Genomic DNA, 15891 nt, shown 5'->3' with positions numbered 1-15891 from the left:
TGTACTCGTTCCTTATTTTACTGATGCAGTGTTCTTGTCGGCGTCTTGTGGGTAGACATAATCGAGCCAACCCCATTTATCTTCAGTAGTACCATTGAAAAGACCAAAGTAAGCATCCTGCATGACTTTAGTTATTGGACCACGTTTTCCTTCGCCAACTTCAATTTTATCAACCGTGCGAACTGGCACGATTTCAGCAGCGGTACCCGTCATGAAAATTTCATCGGCAAGGTAGAGTGCTTCACGAGCAATGTTGGTCTCACGAACGTCGTAGCCCATATCTTTGGCCATGGTCATGATGCTGTCACGAGTGATGCCTGGAAGAATCGCGCTGGTGGCTGGTGGCGTCATGATAATGCCATCTTTAATGACAAAAATGTTTTCACCGGCACCTTCGGAGAGATAGCCATCAACACTCAGAGCGATACCTTCGTCATAGCCGTGACGACGCGCTTCACCACCCACAAGTAAAGATGATAGGTAGTTACCGCCTGCTTTTGCGGCTGTTGGGATAGTGTTAGGGGCAGCGCGATTCCAGCTAGATATCATAGCATCGACACCATTTGCGAGCGCTTCTTCACCCAGGTAAGAACCCCAAGGAAAGGCGGCAATAATTAATTCCATGACAGAATCTTCAGGTGGGCAAACACCTAGCCCGACATTACCAACAAAACCTAGAGGACGAATGTACGCCGACTCGAGTTTATTTTGGCGAACCGTTTCACGTGTCGCTTCCATGATTTCTTCTTCCGTATAAGGAATAGGAAAGCGATAGATTTTTGCCGAGTTCTTTAGACGTTTGGCGTGCTCTGGGTGACGGAAGATCACCGGACCGTTCGGAGTATTGTAACAACGAACGCCTTCAAAAACCGACGTACCATAGTGCATAGCATGAGTAAGGACATGAACATTTGCCTCAGCCCATGGAACCATTTCACCATTAAACCAAATAAAATCTGCTGTACTTGTAGCCATTTAGCGTTCTTCCTTATGCACTTTGTTCTTGTAGGTTGTGATTGGTCAGCTGGTTAGTTTTGAGTTCAGTGACGTCAACAGTACGAATATCCCAGAGTTTTTCAATCTGATTGGTCAGCGTAGAAATCGGACGATCACTATCAACGATTATCTCTACACTGGCAATCTTGCTTTCATGATTTTGTGTCGCGGCAACTTGCTTGATGATAAATCCACGGTGGCGGATCACGCGCAATACTCGTTCAAGTAACACGCTTTTATCATCGGCTTTTATATCTAATAGGTATCGGTTCATTAGGTATTCTCCAACATATCGCTGTTTGAGGCACCAGGTGGTACCAATGGCCATACGTTCTCTTCTTCGTCGATCAATACATGCAAGAGGTAAGCTGTTTTACTTTCTAGCATCTCTTTTAAAGCGGGTTCGACTTCTTCTTTTCGAGTAATGGTTTTGCCTGGAATATCGAACGCTTTCGCTAGCATGACGAAGTCAGGATTGTCATCCAAAATGGTTTCACTGTGGCGACCATCAAAAAATAGGGACTGCCATTGTCTAACCATACCTAACCGTTGGTTGTTCAGTAATACCATTTTGACGGGGATCTGGCGGCGCTTGAGCGTACCCAGCTCTTGTACATTCATCATAAACGAACCATCACCAGAAATGAGGATAGATTGGTCGTCAGGTCGCCCTACGGCGGCGCCCATTGAGGCTGGTAGGCCAAAGCCCATCGTGCCCAACCCTGCCGACGTAATAAAGTTTTCTGGCGATCGCGGTTGAATGTGTTGTGCTGCCCACATTTGGTGTTGCCCGACGTCCGTTGAGACGATAGAAGACTCAGGCATCATGTCAGACAGTTGTTTAAGTAGTAATGGCGCAAAAATAAGATCACCCGGATGGTCATAGCGCCATTTGAAGCCACTTCTTAGGCTTTCGCTATGGTGAGCCCAAGGGGAAATGTCTTTAGATAGCTCTAGTTGGGCCAAAATGACATTGATATCACCGCGCAAAGCGGCATTCGCCGTTCTTAATTTATTAAACTCTGCCGCGTCGATATCAATATGAATCACTTTAGCATGAGGAGCAAAGGTATCGAGCTTACCGGTGACTCGGTCATCAAATCGTGCACCGACGACAATAAGCAGGTCACACTCTTGCACGACTAAGTTAGCCGCTTTAGTACCGTGCATTCCTAGCATGCCCAAATAGTGTGGGTCATCGCGTTCGATTGTACCCAGGCCTTTCAAGGTGCTGACTGATGGCATTGGGTTTAAACGGAGAAACTCACGCACAGAATCCGTAGCATGAGCGAGTTGTACCCCACCTCCTACATAGAAAACTGGACGAGAGCTCTGATTGAGAAGCTGTTGTGCTAGCTGTATTTGCTCTGGGTTTGCCACTGGCATTGCTGGTGGTGTAAATGGAGGTAAAACATCAACGGGGGTCTGAGCAAGTTGAACATCTTTAGCAATATCGACGATGACAGGGCCAGGACGACCGGTTTTTGCAACTTCAAACGCTTCCGCTAAGGTCGGCGCGAGATCATTGATATCGGTAACGAGGTAGCTGTGTTTAGTACAAGACAATGACATACCAATCACGTCCATTTCTTGGAAGGCATCGGTACCGATGTGGGAGCTGGCGACTTGGCCTGTGATGGCGACGAGAGGGATGGAATCAAGAAAAGCATCGGCAAGGCCGGTAACGAGGTTGGTGGCGCCAGGACCCGAGGTTGCCATACAGACGGCGACATCTTTGGTGGCTCTTGCCATGCCGATTGCGGCCATCGCTGCACCTTGCTCGTGTCGGCATAGAATATGTTCTACCCCGCCATCGTAGAGTGCATCGTAGATGGGCATGATGGCTCCACCGGGGTAACCAAACACAGTCTTAATACCTTGTTGCGCTAATGCAGCAACAACTAACTCAGCACCTGTCATTGCTTTCTCCTTGTTGACCGCATAGTGACTTGCGGTTTTCTATCGTTCGACTGCACATTGTGTGCTCCCATATCTTCCGTTTTATCATTGTAATGAGGTGACTCTCGTTTTCGTGACCGTCATCAAATTTTCGTTTTAGAGTTTGTAAAAAAACCCCCGGACTTTTCAGTGCGGGGGTTTTTTGAATCTTGCGGCTATTTTCTGCCCACATTCCCCCGTGTGTTCCTAATCAGGACCACAATAATCAGAGTAATCAGAGTGTGAGCATAAGCACTAAAAGTCATTTCAAATATCTAATCGTTTGCTTTGTGTTGAACAAAAGTATCTATGTCCTTAGTGGTATCACATATTTCTGTTACCTGACAAGCAAAACCTCATTCTTTTTTCACATTTTATCAGCATCAAATCAGGCTATATAACAAGGACTATTTATAAAACTCTGCATTTTTGAGGGTTTATTGAATGAATTTAGCTGGAAAAAGGAATGACATGGGATTATCGATTATTTATAGCCGAGCGAGTGTTGGCGTCGAGGCGCCGCTTGTTACAGTGGAAGTACATATCAGTAATGGTATGCCTGGTTTTACCTTAGTTGGGTTGCCAGAAACGACAGTGAAGGAATCAAAGGACCGAGTTCGCAGCGCCATTATTAATTCACGATTTGAGTTTCCTGCTAAGCGCATCACGGTCAACCTAGCGCCTGCTGATTTACCTAAGGAAGGCGGGCGGTTTGATCTTCCTATTGCTTTAGGCATTTTAGCGGCCTCTGAACAGTTGCCCAAGAGTCTGTTGTTGCAGCATGAATTTATCGGGGAACTGGCTTTATCGGGATCATTACGAACGGTCAAAGGGGTACTGCCTGCTGCGCTAGCTGCGGATAAATCAGCACGCCAACTTATTGTGCCTGAAGGGAATGCTAATCAGGCAGCGCTTGTGGGCAAAGATAAGCATAAATCCGCCTCGGGATTACTGGAAGTGTGTGCCTATTTGATGGGGCAGCAGGCGTTGGGTTTGGTGACGTCACCAGCTATTAAAACAGTGAAACAAGACGTTAGAGATCTGCAAGATATCATAGGGCAGCAGCAAGGAAAGCGCGCGCTAGAGATAGCGGCGGCAGGCAATCATAATTTGCTGTTTTTGGGCCCTCCGGGTACTGGAAAAACAATGTTAGCGTCACGTTTGTGTGACTTATTACCGATTATGAGTGATATGGAAGCGATTGAAACCGCTTCGGTTGGCTCACTCACCCAGTTAGAGATTAATGAAGACAACTGGAAGCAAAGACCTTTTCGAGCTCCGCATCATTCAAGCTCTATGGCAGCGTTAGTTGGGGGAGGGAGTATTCCTAGACCGGGAGAGATTTCCTTAGCACACAACGGGCTACTGTTTTTAGATGAAATGCCTGAGTTTGAGCGTAAAGTCCTCGATTCATTGCGTGAGCCGCTAGAATCAGGGGAAATTGTGATTTCTCGTGCACAAGGAAAAACCCGCTTTCCAGCGCGCTTTCAATTAGTCGGTGCTCTGAATCCGAGTCCAACAGGTTACTATGATGAGAGTCAAGCTCGCGTTGCACCTCAGGCGATTCTGCGTTATCTAAGCCGTCTATCGGGTCCTCTGTTAGATCGGTTTGATATGTCGATTGAAATCCCCTTACTTCCTAAAGGCGTACTTGCTGAAGGGGGGGACCGAGGAGAATCGACAGCGGACGTGAAATTACGGGTTATTGAAGCTAGAGAGAAAATGTTAGCACGTTCAGGTAAAGTTAACGCGCTATTGCAAAGCCGCGAGATTGAACAGTATTGTCCGTTGGAGAAGTCAGATGCGGAATTTTTAGAAAGCGCTTTGCATCGACTCGGCTTATCCATTCGAGCCTATCACCGCATTATTAAAGTGGCGCGAACCATTGCAGATTTGTCTAATGAGCCCGAGATTCAACGAGCTCATTTAGCGGAAGCGTTAGGGTATCGCGCTATGGATCGCTTGCTAAAGCAGCTTACGGCGCAGTCGGTTTAAAAGGCGAAGTTCATACCAATCGAGGTGATCCAGTCTGCTGAATCATAAAAAGTGATACTTGAGTCAGTGGCATTGTATCCCGACAAAGAGATCAGTGAGAGTGACTCTATGTTCCATAAAGAAAGATACTCATAGGCTAAGAAAGCACTGTATTTGTCATCGATTCTGCCAGCATGGTCAAAAATGACATTGTAACCCTGATACTCATGGTTCATGTAACTTAGCGTCGCAGCAAAGCTGTGTTGGTTATGTGCAAACAGCGTGGTGAGCTCTGCGCCTGCGCCTTGGTTATTGACCGCGACCCCTTTGGTGTCATCCAGTATGTAGATAAGCGAAGGGAAAAGTACCCACGAGTCATTGACGGCTAAGGTGTAAGAACCTTTCGCATAGTAAAAATCACTGTTGCGATCATATTGCGTGGCGTGGGCTACTGGACTTTGGGTCGCGGATGCTTCTGCTGCAACAACCCGTGTCCCATAGGCCATATCTATAGTAAAGAGTGAGCCTGCAATGTTTTCTACTTGCAATCGAAACGCGTCGCCAGTGGCTTCTGCTTGCTCAAGTTTGTCTGCTGCCACGTATGGATTTTTCCAGATCGGCTCACCGACGACAGTTGGCAGATAGGAAAAACTCCAAATTGAGTTGTCAGCAAATTGCTGTCGGTATCCACCTTCAAGTACGAAGGTACCGACGGCGATATCATTACGTGATGTACCGATAAACCATTGCTTGTTTAGGGTAGGGCCATAGGTATAGTTTAAGGTCCCCAAAGGTAACCAAAAGTCATCATATGCTTCTTCCGAGGTACTGATATTAGGGTTATCACTGGCGATCAGGTTCGATTTATCACCGACCTTAGCGGTGCTCAATGATATTTCGCCACTGAACCCTTGGGCAGGAGCTAAGGCTGCAAATGACGCAGGGGCATAAGTGAGAGAAGTGAAAAGTAAGAGAGAAAGCAGCCGTGCAGTCATTGTCCATCCCGTGGTAAGTGAATCGGAGGCTTGTGATTCATCCGCTTCAAAAATTTAGGGGGTACTGTAGCGATAAAAAATGGCTTAACAAAATGCCTTGTTAAGCCAACTATCACTCAAGCTAATGGGTGGTTAGGTAACCTATTAAAAGGCCCAGTTTAAACCAACCGCAGTAATCCAGTTCTTTTCATCGTAAAAAGCAATATTGGAGGTACTGTTGGTGACACCTCCAAAGGCAACAAGGGAAAGGTTATTGGAATAAAATATGCCCGGATACTCATAAGCTAGGAACGCCTTCCATTCATCATCGCTACGAGTCTTATCGTAGAGGGGATTGCTTGCATCATAGTCTCGTTTTAAGTACCCCAAAGTGAACGCCAACTTGTGGTTGCCAAGTGAGGCAAAAGAAGACACTTCGGCACCGTAGCTGTTGTGCTTCATTGCACTGCCGTCAGCGTCCTGTTGGGTGTAGATTAGGGCTGGGTAGAGTAAGACTTCTCGGCTGATAGGCAGCATCATTTTAAATTTACCGTAGAGAATGTCAGCATTACGGTTGAGTGTCTTCGCCTGTTCGGGTGTGATAGTCGCGTTAACGTTATTGCCGAAGCCGGACTTTTCTTCATCCAGCTCTCGCTTACCATAGGCGAGGTCAAGACTGAATAGTGAACCTGCAATATTGTCGAGTTGCACTCGGTAGGCAGTGCCTTTTTCATTGGTGGTTGTTCGAGCGTCGCTGGTATATGGGTCTTGCCATACCTCACCTTCAAGAATGGTGGGCAAAATAGATAAACTGACCTTTGTGCGGTCTTTAAATAAATATTTGTAGCCAGCTTCTAGTGCGACGGTACCGACGGCAATATCCGCTCTTGATGTGCCGAGAAATACCTGATGATTTGAGTGGGAACCAAACGTGTACTGCACGTTACCCAGAGGTAAAACGAGGGCAGAACTGTTGTTTTGTTGGTCTCCATTATAAAGTCGAAACTTATCATCAGTGTTGGTTAAGTTAGAGGTGCTGCTGCTATAGGCAGCATTAATAGCAATCTCACCACTAAAGCCGTTACTTTCTCCAAGCTTGGCAATAGAAGGCGCTGAAACGCAGCTGACGGCAATTGCTATGACAGTCCATGTCAGATTCATACCTTTCCTTTTTTTGTCTAAAGACGTTGTTAATCTAATTATATGTTTCTGTTGGCTTATTGGAACAGAATAAGCGTGTTTTGTGTGACTAACAAGACAATAAATTCATCGGTTTGTGGTGAGGTATATTGTATAGGTGAAAAAAAACCGAGCGTAGTCGCTCGGTTTTATGTGTGTGTCGTGGCTATTTTTTCAGTAGGAAATTCACCAACGCAAAGTACTCATCGAGCGACTGAATACCGCCCGCCTCGACAAGGTATTTGTTGTTAACGATTACCGCTGGAACGCCAGAAAGGCCACTGTCTTTGAATTGTTTATCAAAGCGACGAACCATTGAGTCGACGGCAAAACCGTTGAATGTCGCGTCGAATTTCTTAGCATCAACACCTTCATCTAAGAAGATTTGGCGTAGTTCTTCGTCGTTACGAGGCGCTTGTTGCATAGTGTGAATGCGATTAAATAGTACCGGAACCATTTTATCTTCGACTTTTAAAGCAATCATAGTGGCGTACGCTTTACTCATCGACATGCCCATGTTGCCGCCCATGAATGACACATGGTTCTTTTGGAACTTGGCGTCAGCCGGGATTTTTGTTTTTAGCTGCTCTATGATTGGCTCAAAACTATGACAGTGTGGGCAATAAAAAGAGAAAAATTCAGTCACTGTCGGCTTAGTAGTCGGTTCTGTTTCTAGCACTTTATAATGGGTGCCTTCTTCAAATTGCGCAGCGCTTACACCTACACTCACAAGAAGCGTAGCAAATAATGCGATAAATCTTTTCATTGTTGTCTCCATGTACAATTTAAATCCTTAAAAACGGATAGTTGTTAGTTTGTCACCACTGTGGCTGTAATGAAAGTGGCTTTTCATTGAGTGCGGCCATTTGTTCTTTAAAGCCAAGCACTTGCCCTTCCCAATATTTAGGGTCATTGAACCAAGGAAAAGCCAAAGGAAAGGCTGGGTCATTCCAGCGCTTCGCAAGCCAAGCCATGTAATACACCATACGTAGACCGCGCAGAGGCTCAATTAGTTTCAGCTGGCTAGAAGGAAAGTCATTAAACTCTTGGTAGCCTTCAAGAATAATGTCTAACTGCATCATTTTATCTTGTCTGTCGCCACTTAATAACATCCATAAATCTTGTACGGCTGGACCATTTCTAGCGTCATCTAAATCGACAAACATTGGTCCATCGCGCCACAGAATATTACCTGGGTGGCAATCACCGTGTAAGCGAATGATGCTGCTCGGCTCCCAATGCGTTTCAATTTGAGCAATGAGCATATCGAGGTCATTGAAGAAAGCGTTCTCGAGATGCATAGGGATAAAATTAGACGATTGCAGCAGTTTTCTTGGTTGATAGAGGTACTCTTCCAAACCAATGGTTGGACGGTGCTCAAAAGGCTGCGCCGCTCCTACCTTGTGCATTCGACCCAGAAAGCGACCCACCCACTCTAGTTGCTCTAAGTTGTCGACTTCAAATTGTCGGCCTCCCTCGCTAATAAAGAGGGTAAAGAAGTAGCCTTCATATTGATGAATAGTTGTGCCATTTAAAACAAGAGGCGCTGAAATAGGCACATCATGCGCGACCAGTTCATGGGCGAAGTCGTGCTCTTCTTGGATTTGAGCAAGTGACCAACGCTGTGGTCGATAAAATTTGACGACATACCGCTTTTTGTCTTCATCGGTAAACTGATAGACCCGGTTTTCGTAGCTGTTAAGCGGAAGAAGTCCGGATTCGGCTCGTATACCAATACTCTCTAGTGCATACCACATAAAGTCTGGTGTTAGAGCGTCAAAATTGAACGCTTGGTCTGTCATTATCCAACTAAAAAGGCTCATTACTGAGCCTTTTCCTATTATTGATGGTGAAGGGGTACTCGGCTAGAGTTTCTTAAGAAACCGGCTTTCCACTTCGATCGAAAAGTCATTATTGTCACTCAGTATAAACTGAATTGTGGCAACGGGTGAACTGAGTTGTTCTGGGTCAACGCCAAGGCTCATTGGCAGGTTTAACACTTCGCCAGGTTCAACCGTAATCGTTTGTTTTCCATACCAAACAACAGACTCTAAGCCAGAAACAGAAAGAGTGTATTGTTGTTCTTGCTGCGTTTTGTTAATGATTTTTAGGGTGTAGGTATTTTCAACGAGACCATCACTGTTGGTCCGGGATAGTTGGCTGCGATCTCTTAACACGCTTAATCCGGCAGGGTCCACAGCGGATATTTGCACAAAGAATAGGGCAATCATCACAAGAAGAATGGCGCCGTACCCAAGCAGCTTTGGTCGCATGACTTTAGTATGTTTACCTGATAGTCGATGCTCTGTGGTGTAGTTAATCAGACCTTTTTCGTAGCCCATGCGATCCATTGTCTTGTCACACGCGTCAATACAGGCACCACAGTTGATACATTCGTATTGCAGTCCGTCACGGATATCAATGCCGGTTGGACACACCTGAACGCACAAGTCGCAGTCAATGCAGTCGCCTAATCCGAGTGCTTTGTGGTCGGCTTTTCTAGGGCGTGGACCACGCTGTTCCCCGCGCTTAGGGTTGTAGCCGACAATAAACGTATCTTTATCAAACATCGCGGATTGGAAGCGTGCATAGGGGCACATGTGAATACACATGATAGAGCGCATCCAGCCAGCATTGCCATAGGTACAACCAGCAAAAAACAATACCCAAAAGGCGGGCCAAAAACTGGCGTTGAAACTAAAGAAATCGACCACTAAATCACTAATAGGAACGAAATACCCAGTGAAGGTAAAGCCAGTGGCGAGTGCGATAGCTAACCAGGCTATATGTTTTAGGGCTTTTCTTGCTGCGAGGTTTGTAGTGAGTTTATTTGAATCTTGTTTTCGTCTTTTGTTGGCGCTGCCTTCCAGTTTTTCTTCAAACCAGATGTACATAAAGGTCCAAACGGTTTGGGGACATAAGTACCCACACCATACGCGCCCTAAAAAGGTGGTAATAAAGAACAGTCCGAAGGCGGCGACCATAAACAGCAGTGCAAGTAATGTTAAGTCTTGCGGATAAAGGGTGGTGCCAAAAAAGTTAAACTGCTGGTTGCCAATATCGAGGAGAATGGCTTGCCTTTCACCATATGGGATCCAAGGAACAATAGCGAATAGAACGAGTAGAAACCAACCGCCGTAGCGTCTTAGTTTTTGAAATGTCCCTTTACTTTCACGTACATAAATACGATTGCTAGGGTTAAAGCGATCTCCATTGCCTTTGTGTGTTTTAGGATTGAACGTTTTTGGCGTCACGTCCTTTATGTCAATCTTATCCTGACTCATGTGAAGCGGTCCTTCTTAGGCTGACGGCATGTTTTGACATGCTCTATTTTTCCGACATTGCGAGGTAACCTTTACCCATGAGCAGCGCTAAGAGCTAGCAATCATTGATAAAGTATAAGTTTCTACGTAAATAGAAAACGCGCCGATTATAACCTCGATAACAAACTCTTTTCTTTAAGGCTATCAACCTTTAACAAGAAATATGAAATCAATGGATATAAAAACGCTCCTACTAAGTGAGGAGCGTTTTGACAAAAGGTGAGTATGACTACTTGATAATACCGCGAGCTTTCAATAATGCGGTTTTAAAATCATCTTCTTGGTCTTTGGCAAGGCCAGGGATCATGTCGTCCTTTTGGCTATTACGCATCTTGAGATGATAAATGAGTACATCGTCAGTCAGTTCAGCAAGTTCGCCGCTATAGCCAGCTTCATTGGCGAGTTTAGCGATGAACTCCATTAGGTTGAGATCTGGTTCTTTTTGCCATTCTGGCTGCATAAGTTCGATGAGCTCGTTGAGGCGATGACACTTCATAAATTTCTCCACAATATTTATAGTAATTTTTGCATCAAAATATCAAATATCGTGAGAATAACCAATATTAGAAAGCGCTAGGCATAAAAAAAGCGCAGGGTGTCTGCGCTTTTTTATTATGCTGCTTTAACGACTTTTGTTGGAGTCGGTGCCAAAAGAGCACTTTTTTCAACAAGCGTCATAGAAGGAGCGGCCTGTTTTGCGACAAAAGCAGGGGCAAAACCACTGCGACGACGCGACGCACCACGATTTGAGTGCGAAAACCTGACAGGAGTAGGGCGCATTGCTATACCTAACAGTCAGGCAATTCCATTGCCAATCTAATGGCCTGATTATTTATGAGTCATTGAAATACAATGGCTCTTTTTTGGCGGATGCCAGTCCTAATAAATAATCAGGAATAACGATATGCATGCATATCACGTATAGAATATCACCAAGTGTTATTTGGTTCGATAGCCTAGATAAAATTAATTGCTGCTTTTTTGCACATGTGGTTTTTTTGCTATGTATATTTGTTTTATCGTATTAATTGCGATAAAACGGTGAGTAGTGAATGGAGGTGCGTATGTCTTTTTTTAAGAAAACCTTAGCAAGCTTTGGGATTGGTGCGGCGCGAGTGGACTCTGTATTGCACCAGGAGTTCCTTTATCCTGGCGAGAACGTCAAAGTGACGGTTCATGTTTATGGCGGCAAAACCGCCCAAACGGTCGATAATATTAATATGCGTTTATGCTGCCGTTATATTGATGAAGTCGCTCGTAGTCATCATGATAATCAGAATCAGCCAGGCAGTCCTAAGAAGCGTGTAGCGAAAACCTATGAATTGGAAACGTGGACGTTACCTTATGCGTTTACGATTGAGCCCGGTGAAACGCGAGATTTTGAAGTAGAATTGGCAGTTCCTTGGAATACTCCCGTCACGTTGGGTGATTCTAAAGTGTGGCTCGAGACAGGGCTTGATATCGCACTAGCCGCCGATCCCACAGATAAAGATTTACTTACCGTGAGACCCGATCCTTTGCTTGATGGAATTTTTTCTACGTTAGAGCATGAAGGGTTGCGAATTCGACAAGTTGAATGCGAAGCGGCAAAAGGGTTTGCGATGCCGTTTGTGCAAGAGTTTGAATTTGTGCCGACCACCGGGCCTTACCATGGTCGTTGGAGAGAGCTAGAAATCGTAGCTTACCGGGATGAAAGTGAACTTAAACTGTGGTTTGAAATTGATAGAAATAGAGATGGCATTGGCGGAATGCTTTCTAGCTTGATTGGGTTGGGGCAGTTAAAGCGTGAACTAAGCCTACCAAGCTCAATGACTGCAGAAGAAGCGGGTAAGAAAGTGCTCGATTATCTCGATCAAACCTCTTAGAAAAGGAATGCTCAATCATTCAGCTTACATTTGTAAGCTGAATGTGTCATGCTGCAAACAAGTCCTATCTTGAGTATGTACCATGTCATCAGCTTCATTGTATAGTTTGCACGAAGAGCGCGCGAATAGTGTTACCCACGCACTTGGTGTCGCTTTGTCTGCCGTTGGCTTAGTGTTACTTGTATTGAAATCGATTCAAGCCAATGCCGATGCGCTCACATTCATTAGTATGAGTGTTTATGGCTGCAGCATGGTGACATTATTTCTGGCTTCGACACTCTACCATTCTATTGATGACCCCACGCAAAAACGTCGTCTGAAAACTTTTGACCATTGTGCTATCTACCTGTTGATCGCAGGGAGTTATACACCGTTTATGTTGGTGTGTTTGCGAACACCTCTTGCCGTGTCTGTTATGGTCATTGTTTGGTTGTTGGCAGTAGTGGGTGTTGTCATGAAGCTTTTTTATGCCCACCGTATTAAGCGTTTTTCATTGCTGACTTATCTAACCATGGGTTGGCTATCGCTTATTCCGTTGTATCAGTTATCTCAAAGCTTAGATCCGTCAGGTGTTATGTTGTTGGCGCTGGGCGGGGTGACGTATACCTTGGGGGCGGTATTTTATGCGTGTGAGCGCATTCCATTCAATCATGCTATTTGGCATGTGTTTGTTTTGGCGGGCGCGGCTTGTCACTTTTTCGCTATTTATTGGTATGTACAGCCTCGTTAAGTCATGAGGTTACCGATGTTAACGACGCCAAAACGCAGGGAAAAAGAGCACAAGTAGTGTCAAAATCTCGAGGCGTCCCATTAACATGCCGAGACTTAATAACCATTTAGCGGCATCGGGCAGTGATGAGAAATTGCCGGTAGGGCCGATGACAGTCCCCATCCCTGGTCCTACGTTAGCCACGGCCGTAATTGCCCCTGAAATGCTGGTGACTGGGTCAAGTCCCATCGCGCTCAGTGATGCCGCAAGCACTATAATAGTAACAAAGAACATCAATACAAACGCGACAACAGAGCGAACAATATCATCATTGACGGGGCGATGGTTGTAGCGTTGTACGAAGACACCTGATGGATGGATAAGCTTCATCATCTGTTTATTTAAGAGCGTAATGGCAATCTGAATACGGAATATTTTGATGCCACCAGACGTAGAACCAGAGCAAGCGCCTACCATCATTATAAATACAAAAATAACGCTGGGTAAGGCTCCCCACGCGGTAAAGTCTTCTAATCCAAAGCCAGTGGTTGTCACGACAGAGACGATGTTAAACATCGCGACTCGAAACGCATCACTCAACGCGTAATCGTTTTTGATAATGAGCCACAGTGCAACGATGGTGCTGGATACTAAGAACAAATAGGTGAAACCGCGAACTTGCGCGTCATTGATGATGACACGAAGATTGCGTTTAGTGAGCGCAGAGACAAAGAGTAGGAAAGGTAACCCACCCAAAAACATAAAAATGGTGCCCACCCAATGGGCACCATTGGAGAAGTGGTTCATCGAACCATCGGAGGTGGAATAACCTCCTGTAGACAGCGTTGTAAAGGCATGATTAATGCCATCAAACAATGACATGCCAGTTGCTAAGTAACCAAGCAGACACAGCGCGGTCAATACCAAATAGACTAAGACAATATTTTTAGCGACGGTTTTTGCTCTTGGGCTGCTTTTATCTGACCAATCGGACGATTCGGTTTGGAATAAGCGCATCCCCCCGACATTAAGCATCGGTAATACCGCCACCGCCATAACAATAAAGCCAATACCACCAAGCCATTGCAAAATAGAACGCCATAGCAAAATACTTGGTGCCATATTATCGAGCCCGCTGAGAACGGTTGAGCCAGTCGTAGTAATGCCTGACATGGTTTCAAAGTACGCATCGGTAAAGCTGATATGGTTGATGAACACAAAAGGTAGTGCGGCAAATGCGCTGGTAATCATCCAGACGAGGCTGGTAATCAGGAACATATCACGCACACTTAGGTGAAAATTCTTGGTGCGACCTATTGATAGGCATAGAAATGCCACAAGGTGGGTAATGGCTACCGCTAAACCAAAATCAAGAAAACCATCGGTACCCGTGAAAAAGGCGACTAATGTCGGGACGTACATAAATAGGGCCAGTTTTGAAAGAACTAACCCAATAACGAACGCGACTGGACGAGCATTGACCATAAATGTGCCTTATAAGAAGAATGCACTTGGTTGGAATAGTGCTTCTACATCGGGAACATACTTTTTGTCCACAAGGAACATGACCACGTGGTCATCTTGCTCAATGACGGTACGATCGTGAGCAATCAGCACTTCTTCGCCACGAACAATCGCGCCAATGGTGGTGCCTGGTGGTAACTTGATCTCACCAATGGCTTTGCCTACCACTTTAGATGTGGTTTCATCACCACGAGCAACGGCTTCAATGGCTTCAGCAGCGCCGCGTCTTAATGACGATACATTAACGATGTCAGCACGTCTTACATGGGTTAGCAGCGCGGAAATAGTGGCTTGCTGGGGTGATATTGCTACGTCAATGGTGCCACCTTGAACGAGATCAACGTACGCGCCTCGTTGAATGAGCACCATCACTTTTTTAGCGCCCATCTTTTTCGCTAACATTGCAGACATGATGTTAGTTTCATCTTCATTGGTTAGCGCAATAAAGACGTCAACTTGGTCGATATTTTCTTCGGCAAGTAATTCTTGATCCGCCGCGTCACCACAGAACACGATGGTGTTTTCGAGTTGCTCAGAAAGTTTTTCTGCTCGTTGATAACTGCGTTCGATGAGCTTAACGCTGTAGTTTTGTTCTAGGCGTTTCGACAGGCTTGAACCGATGTTACCCCCACCAACAATCATGATGCGACGATAAGGCTTTTCGAGGCGTTGAAGCTCACTCATGACCGAACGAATATGGTTACTGGCCGCAACAAAAAACACCTCGTCGTCGGCTTCAATAATCGTGGTGCCTTGAGGGCGAATAGGGCGACCTTGTCGAAAGATAGCAGCGACTCGTGTGTCGATGTGCGGCATGTGTTCACGCAATGTTGATAGGGCATTGCCTACCAATGGACCGCCATAGTAGGCCTTCACCGCCACAAGGCTGACCTTTTCATCGGCAAAACTGACCACTTGCAGTGCACCGGGATATTGAATTAAGCGCTCGATATAACTGGTGACCAACTCCTCTGGCGCAATTAAGTGGTCAACGGGTACTGCCCCTGAATTAAACAGCGTTTCTTTTTCAATGAGGTACTCACGTGAGCGAATACGAGCGACACGGTTTGGGGTGTTAAAGAGCGAAAACGCCACCTGACAGGCTGCCATATTGGTTTCGTCCATATTAGTGACGGCAACCAACATATCGGCATCTTGAGCGCCAGCTTCACGCAATACGTCGGGGTGGCTGGCATAGCCGTTGACCACCCGTAAATCATACTTATCTTGTAGTTCACGCAGACGGTCACTGTTTTTATCTACAATGGTAATATCATTGTTTTCACCCACGAGGTTTTCTGCGAGTGTGCCACCGACTTGCCCTGCACCAAGAATGATGATTTTCATAACGTTTCGCTCTTTTGATTATGTCGACTCAACGAGTCGCTAGAATAACTATCAATACCTTA

The 15891-nt window shown here is 45.6% G+C and carries 15 protein-coding genes; 3 read left to right on the top strand and 12 right to left on the bottom strand.

Going from position 1 to position 15891, the window contains the following annotated elements; all coding sequences use genetic code 11:
• Positions 1–12: 12 nt before the first annotated feature.
• The 3 genes from L4D74_RS22435 to ilvG are packed head-to-tail and all read right to left on the bottom strand — an operon-like array spanning position 13 to position 2916.
• Positions 13–975, bottom strand: coding sequence for a branched-chain amino acid transaminase (locus L4D74_RS22435; RefSeq protein ID WP_428754691.1), 963 nt, complete (start codon positions 973–975; stop codon positions 13–15).
• 13 nt (positions 976–988) lie between these two features.
• Positions 989–1270, bottom strand: coding sequence for an acetolactate synthase 2 small subunit (gene ilvM / locus L4D74_RS22430; RefSeq protein ID WP_265676775.1), 282 nt, complete (start codon positions 1268–1270; stop codon positions 989–991).
• Positions 1270–2916 carry an acetolactate synthase 2 catalytic subunit gene (gene ilvG / locus L4D74_RS22425; protein WP_428754690.1) on the bottom strand — a complete coding sequence of 549 codons (1647 nt, stop codon included), beginning with the start codon at positions 2914–2916 and terminating at the stop codon, positions 1270–1272. The genes ilvM and ilvG overlap by 1 nt, the downstream gene beginning before the upstream one ends.
• Before the next feature lie 489 nt (positions 2917–3405).
• Between ilvG and L4D74_RS22420 the strand changes: the two genes are divergently transcribed.
• Positions 3406–4929 carry a YifB family Mg chelatase-like AAA ATPase gene (locus L4D74_RS22420; RefSeq protein ID WP_428754689.1) on the top strand — a complete coding sequence of 508 codons (1524 nt, stop codon included), beginning with the start codon at positions 3406–3408 and terminating at the stop codon, positions 4927–4929.
• Here L4D74_RS22420 and L4D74_RS22415 read toward each other — a convergent pair.
• The 7 genes from L4D74_RS22415 to L4D74_RS22385 form a co-directional block, all read right to left on the bottom strand.
• The gene (locus tag L4D74_RS22415; RefSeq protein WP_428754688.1) at positions 4926–5903 is read right to left on the bottom strand and encodes a DUF2860 family protein; all 978 of its coding nucleotides are present in this window, start codon (positions 5901–5903) and stop codon (positions 4926–4928) included. The two genes, L4D74_RS22420 and L4D74_RS22415, sit on opposite strands and share 4 nt — an antisense overlap.
• A 144-nt stretch (positions 5904–6047) precedes the next feature.
• Positions 6048–7043 carry a DUF2860 domain-containing protein gene (locus L4D74_RS22410; protein WP_428754687.1) on the bottom strand — a complete coding sequence of 332 codons (996 nt, stop codon included), beginning with the start codon at positions 7041–7043 and terminating at the stop codon, positions 6048–6050.
• Positions 7044–7227: 184 nt separating this feature from the next.
• Positions 7228–7827: a thiol:disulfide interchange protein DsbA/DsbL gene (locus L4D74_RS22405; protein WP_428754686.1), complete on the bottom strand. Its 600-nt coding sequence runs from the start codon at positions 7825–7827 to the stop codon at positions 7228–7230.
• Positions 7828–7879: 52 nt separating this feature from the next.
• Complete coding sequence (locus tag L4D74_RS22400) at positions 7880–8863, bottom strand: serine/threonine protein kinase (protein ID WP_265676806.1); 984 nt, start codon at positions 8861–8863, stop codon at positions 7880–7882.
• A 63-nt stretch (positions 8864–8926) separates the two neighbouring features.
• The gene (gene ccoG, locus L4D74_RS22395) at positions 8927–10345 is read right to left on the bottom strand and encodes a cytochrome c oxidase accessory protein CcoG (protein WP_428754685.1); all 1419 of its coding nucleotides are present in this window, start codon (positions 10343–10345) and stop codon (positions 8927–8929) included.
• Positions 10346–10613: 268 nt separating this feature from the next.
• Positions 10614–10880, bottom strand: a complete 267-nt coding sequence (locus L4D74_RS22390) for a YihD family protein (protein ID WP_428754684.1) — start codon at positions 10878–10880, stop codon at positions 10614–10616.
• A 116-nt stretch (positions 10881–10996) separates the two neighbouring features.
• On the bottom strand, positions 10997–11164 hold the full coding sequence (locus L4D74_RS22385; RefSeq protein WP_250619274.1) for a hypothetical protein: 168 nt from the start codon (positions 11162–11164) through the stop codon (positions 10997–10999).
• 284 nt (positions 11165–11448) lie between these two features.
• Between L4D74_RS22385 and L4D74_RS22380 the strand changes: the two genes are divergently transcribed.
• On the top strand, positions 11449–12249 hold the full coding sequence (locus L4D74_RS22380) for a sporulation protein (RefSeq protein WP_428754683.1): 801 nt from the start codon (positions 11449–11451) through the stop codon (positions 12247–12249).
• An 82-nt stretch (positions 12250–12331) separates the two neighbouring features.
• On the top strand, positions 12332–12979 hold the full coding sequence (trhA, locus tag L4D74_RS22375) for a PAQR family membrane homeostasis protein TrhA (protein ID WP_265676766.1): 648 nt from the start codon (positions 12332–12334) through the stop codon (positions 12977–12979).
• Positions 12980–12997: 18 nt separating this feature from the next.
• On the opposite strand, the gene L4D74_RS22370 is transcribed toward trhA, so the two are convergent.
• Together L4D74_RS22370 and trkA are read right to left on the bottom strand one after the other, a co-directional pair.
• Positions 12998–14443 (bottom strand): TrkH family potassium uptake protein, encoded by a 1446-nt coding sequence (locus L4D74_RS22370; RefSeq protein ID WP_428754682.1) that lies wholly within the window; start codon positions 14441–14443, stop codon positions 12998–13000.
• Positions 14444–14452: 9 nt separating this feature from the next.
• Positions 14453–15829, bottom strand: coding sequence for a Trk system potassium transporter TrkA (gene trkA / locus L4D74_RS22365; protein WP_265676764.1), 1377 nt, complete (start codon positions 15827–15829; stop codon positions 14453–14455).
• Between the last annotated feature and the right edge of the window lie 62 nt (positions 15830–15891).

Source organism: Vibrio cionasavignyae (genome assembly GCF_050337155.1).
In the GTDB taxonomy this organism is placed as follows: Bacteria; Pseudomonadota; Gammaproteobacteria; order Enterobacterales; family Vibrionaceae; genus Vibrio; species Vibrio nomapromontoriensis.
Note: the sequence above shows the minus strand (reverse complement) of the source record. Positions and strands in the feature narration are given on the sequence as shown.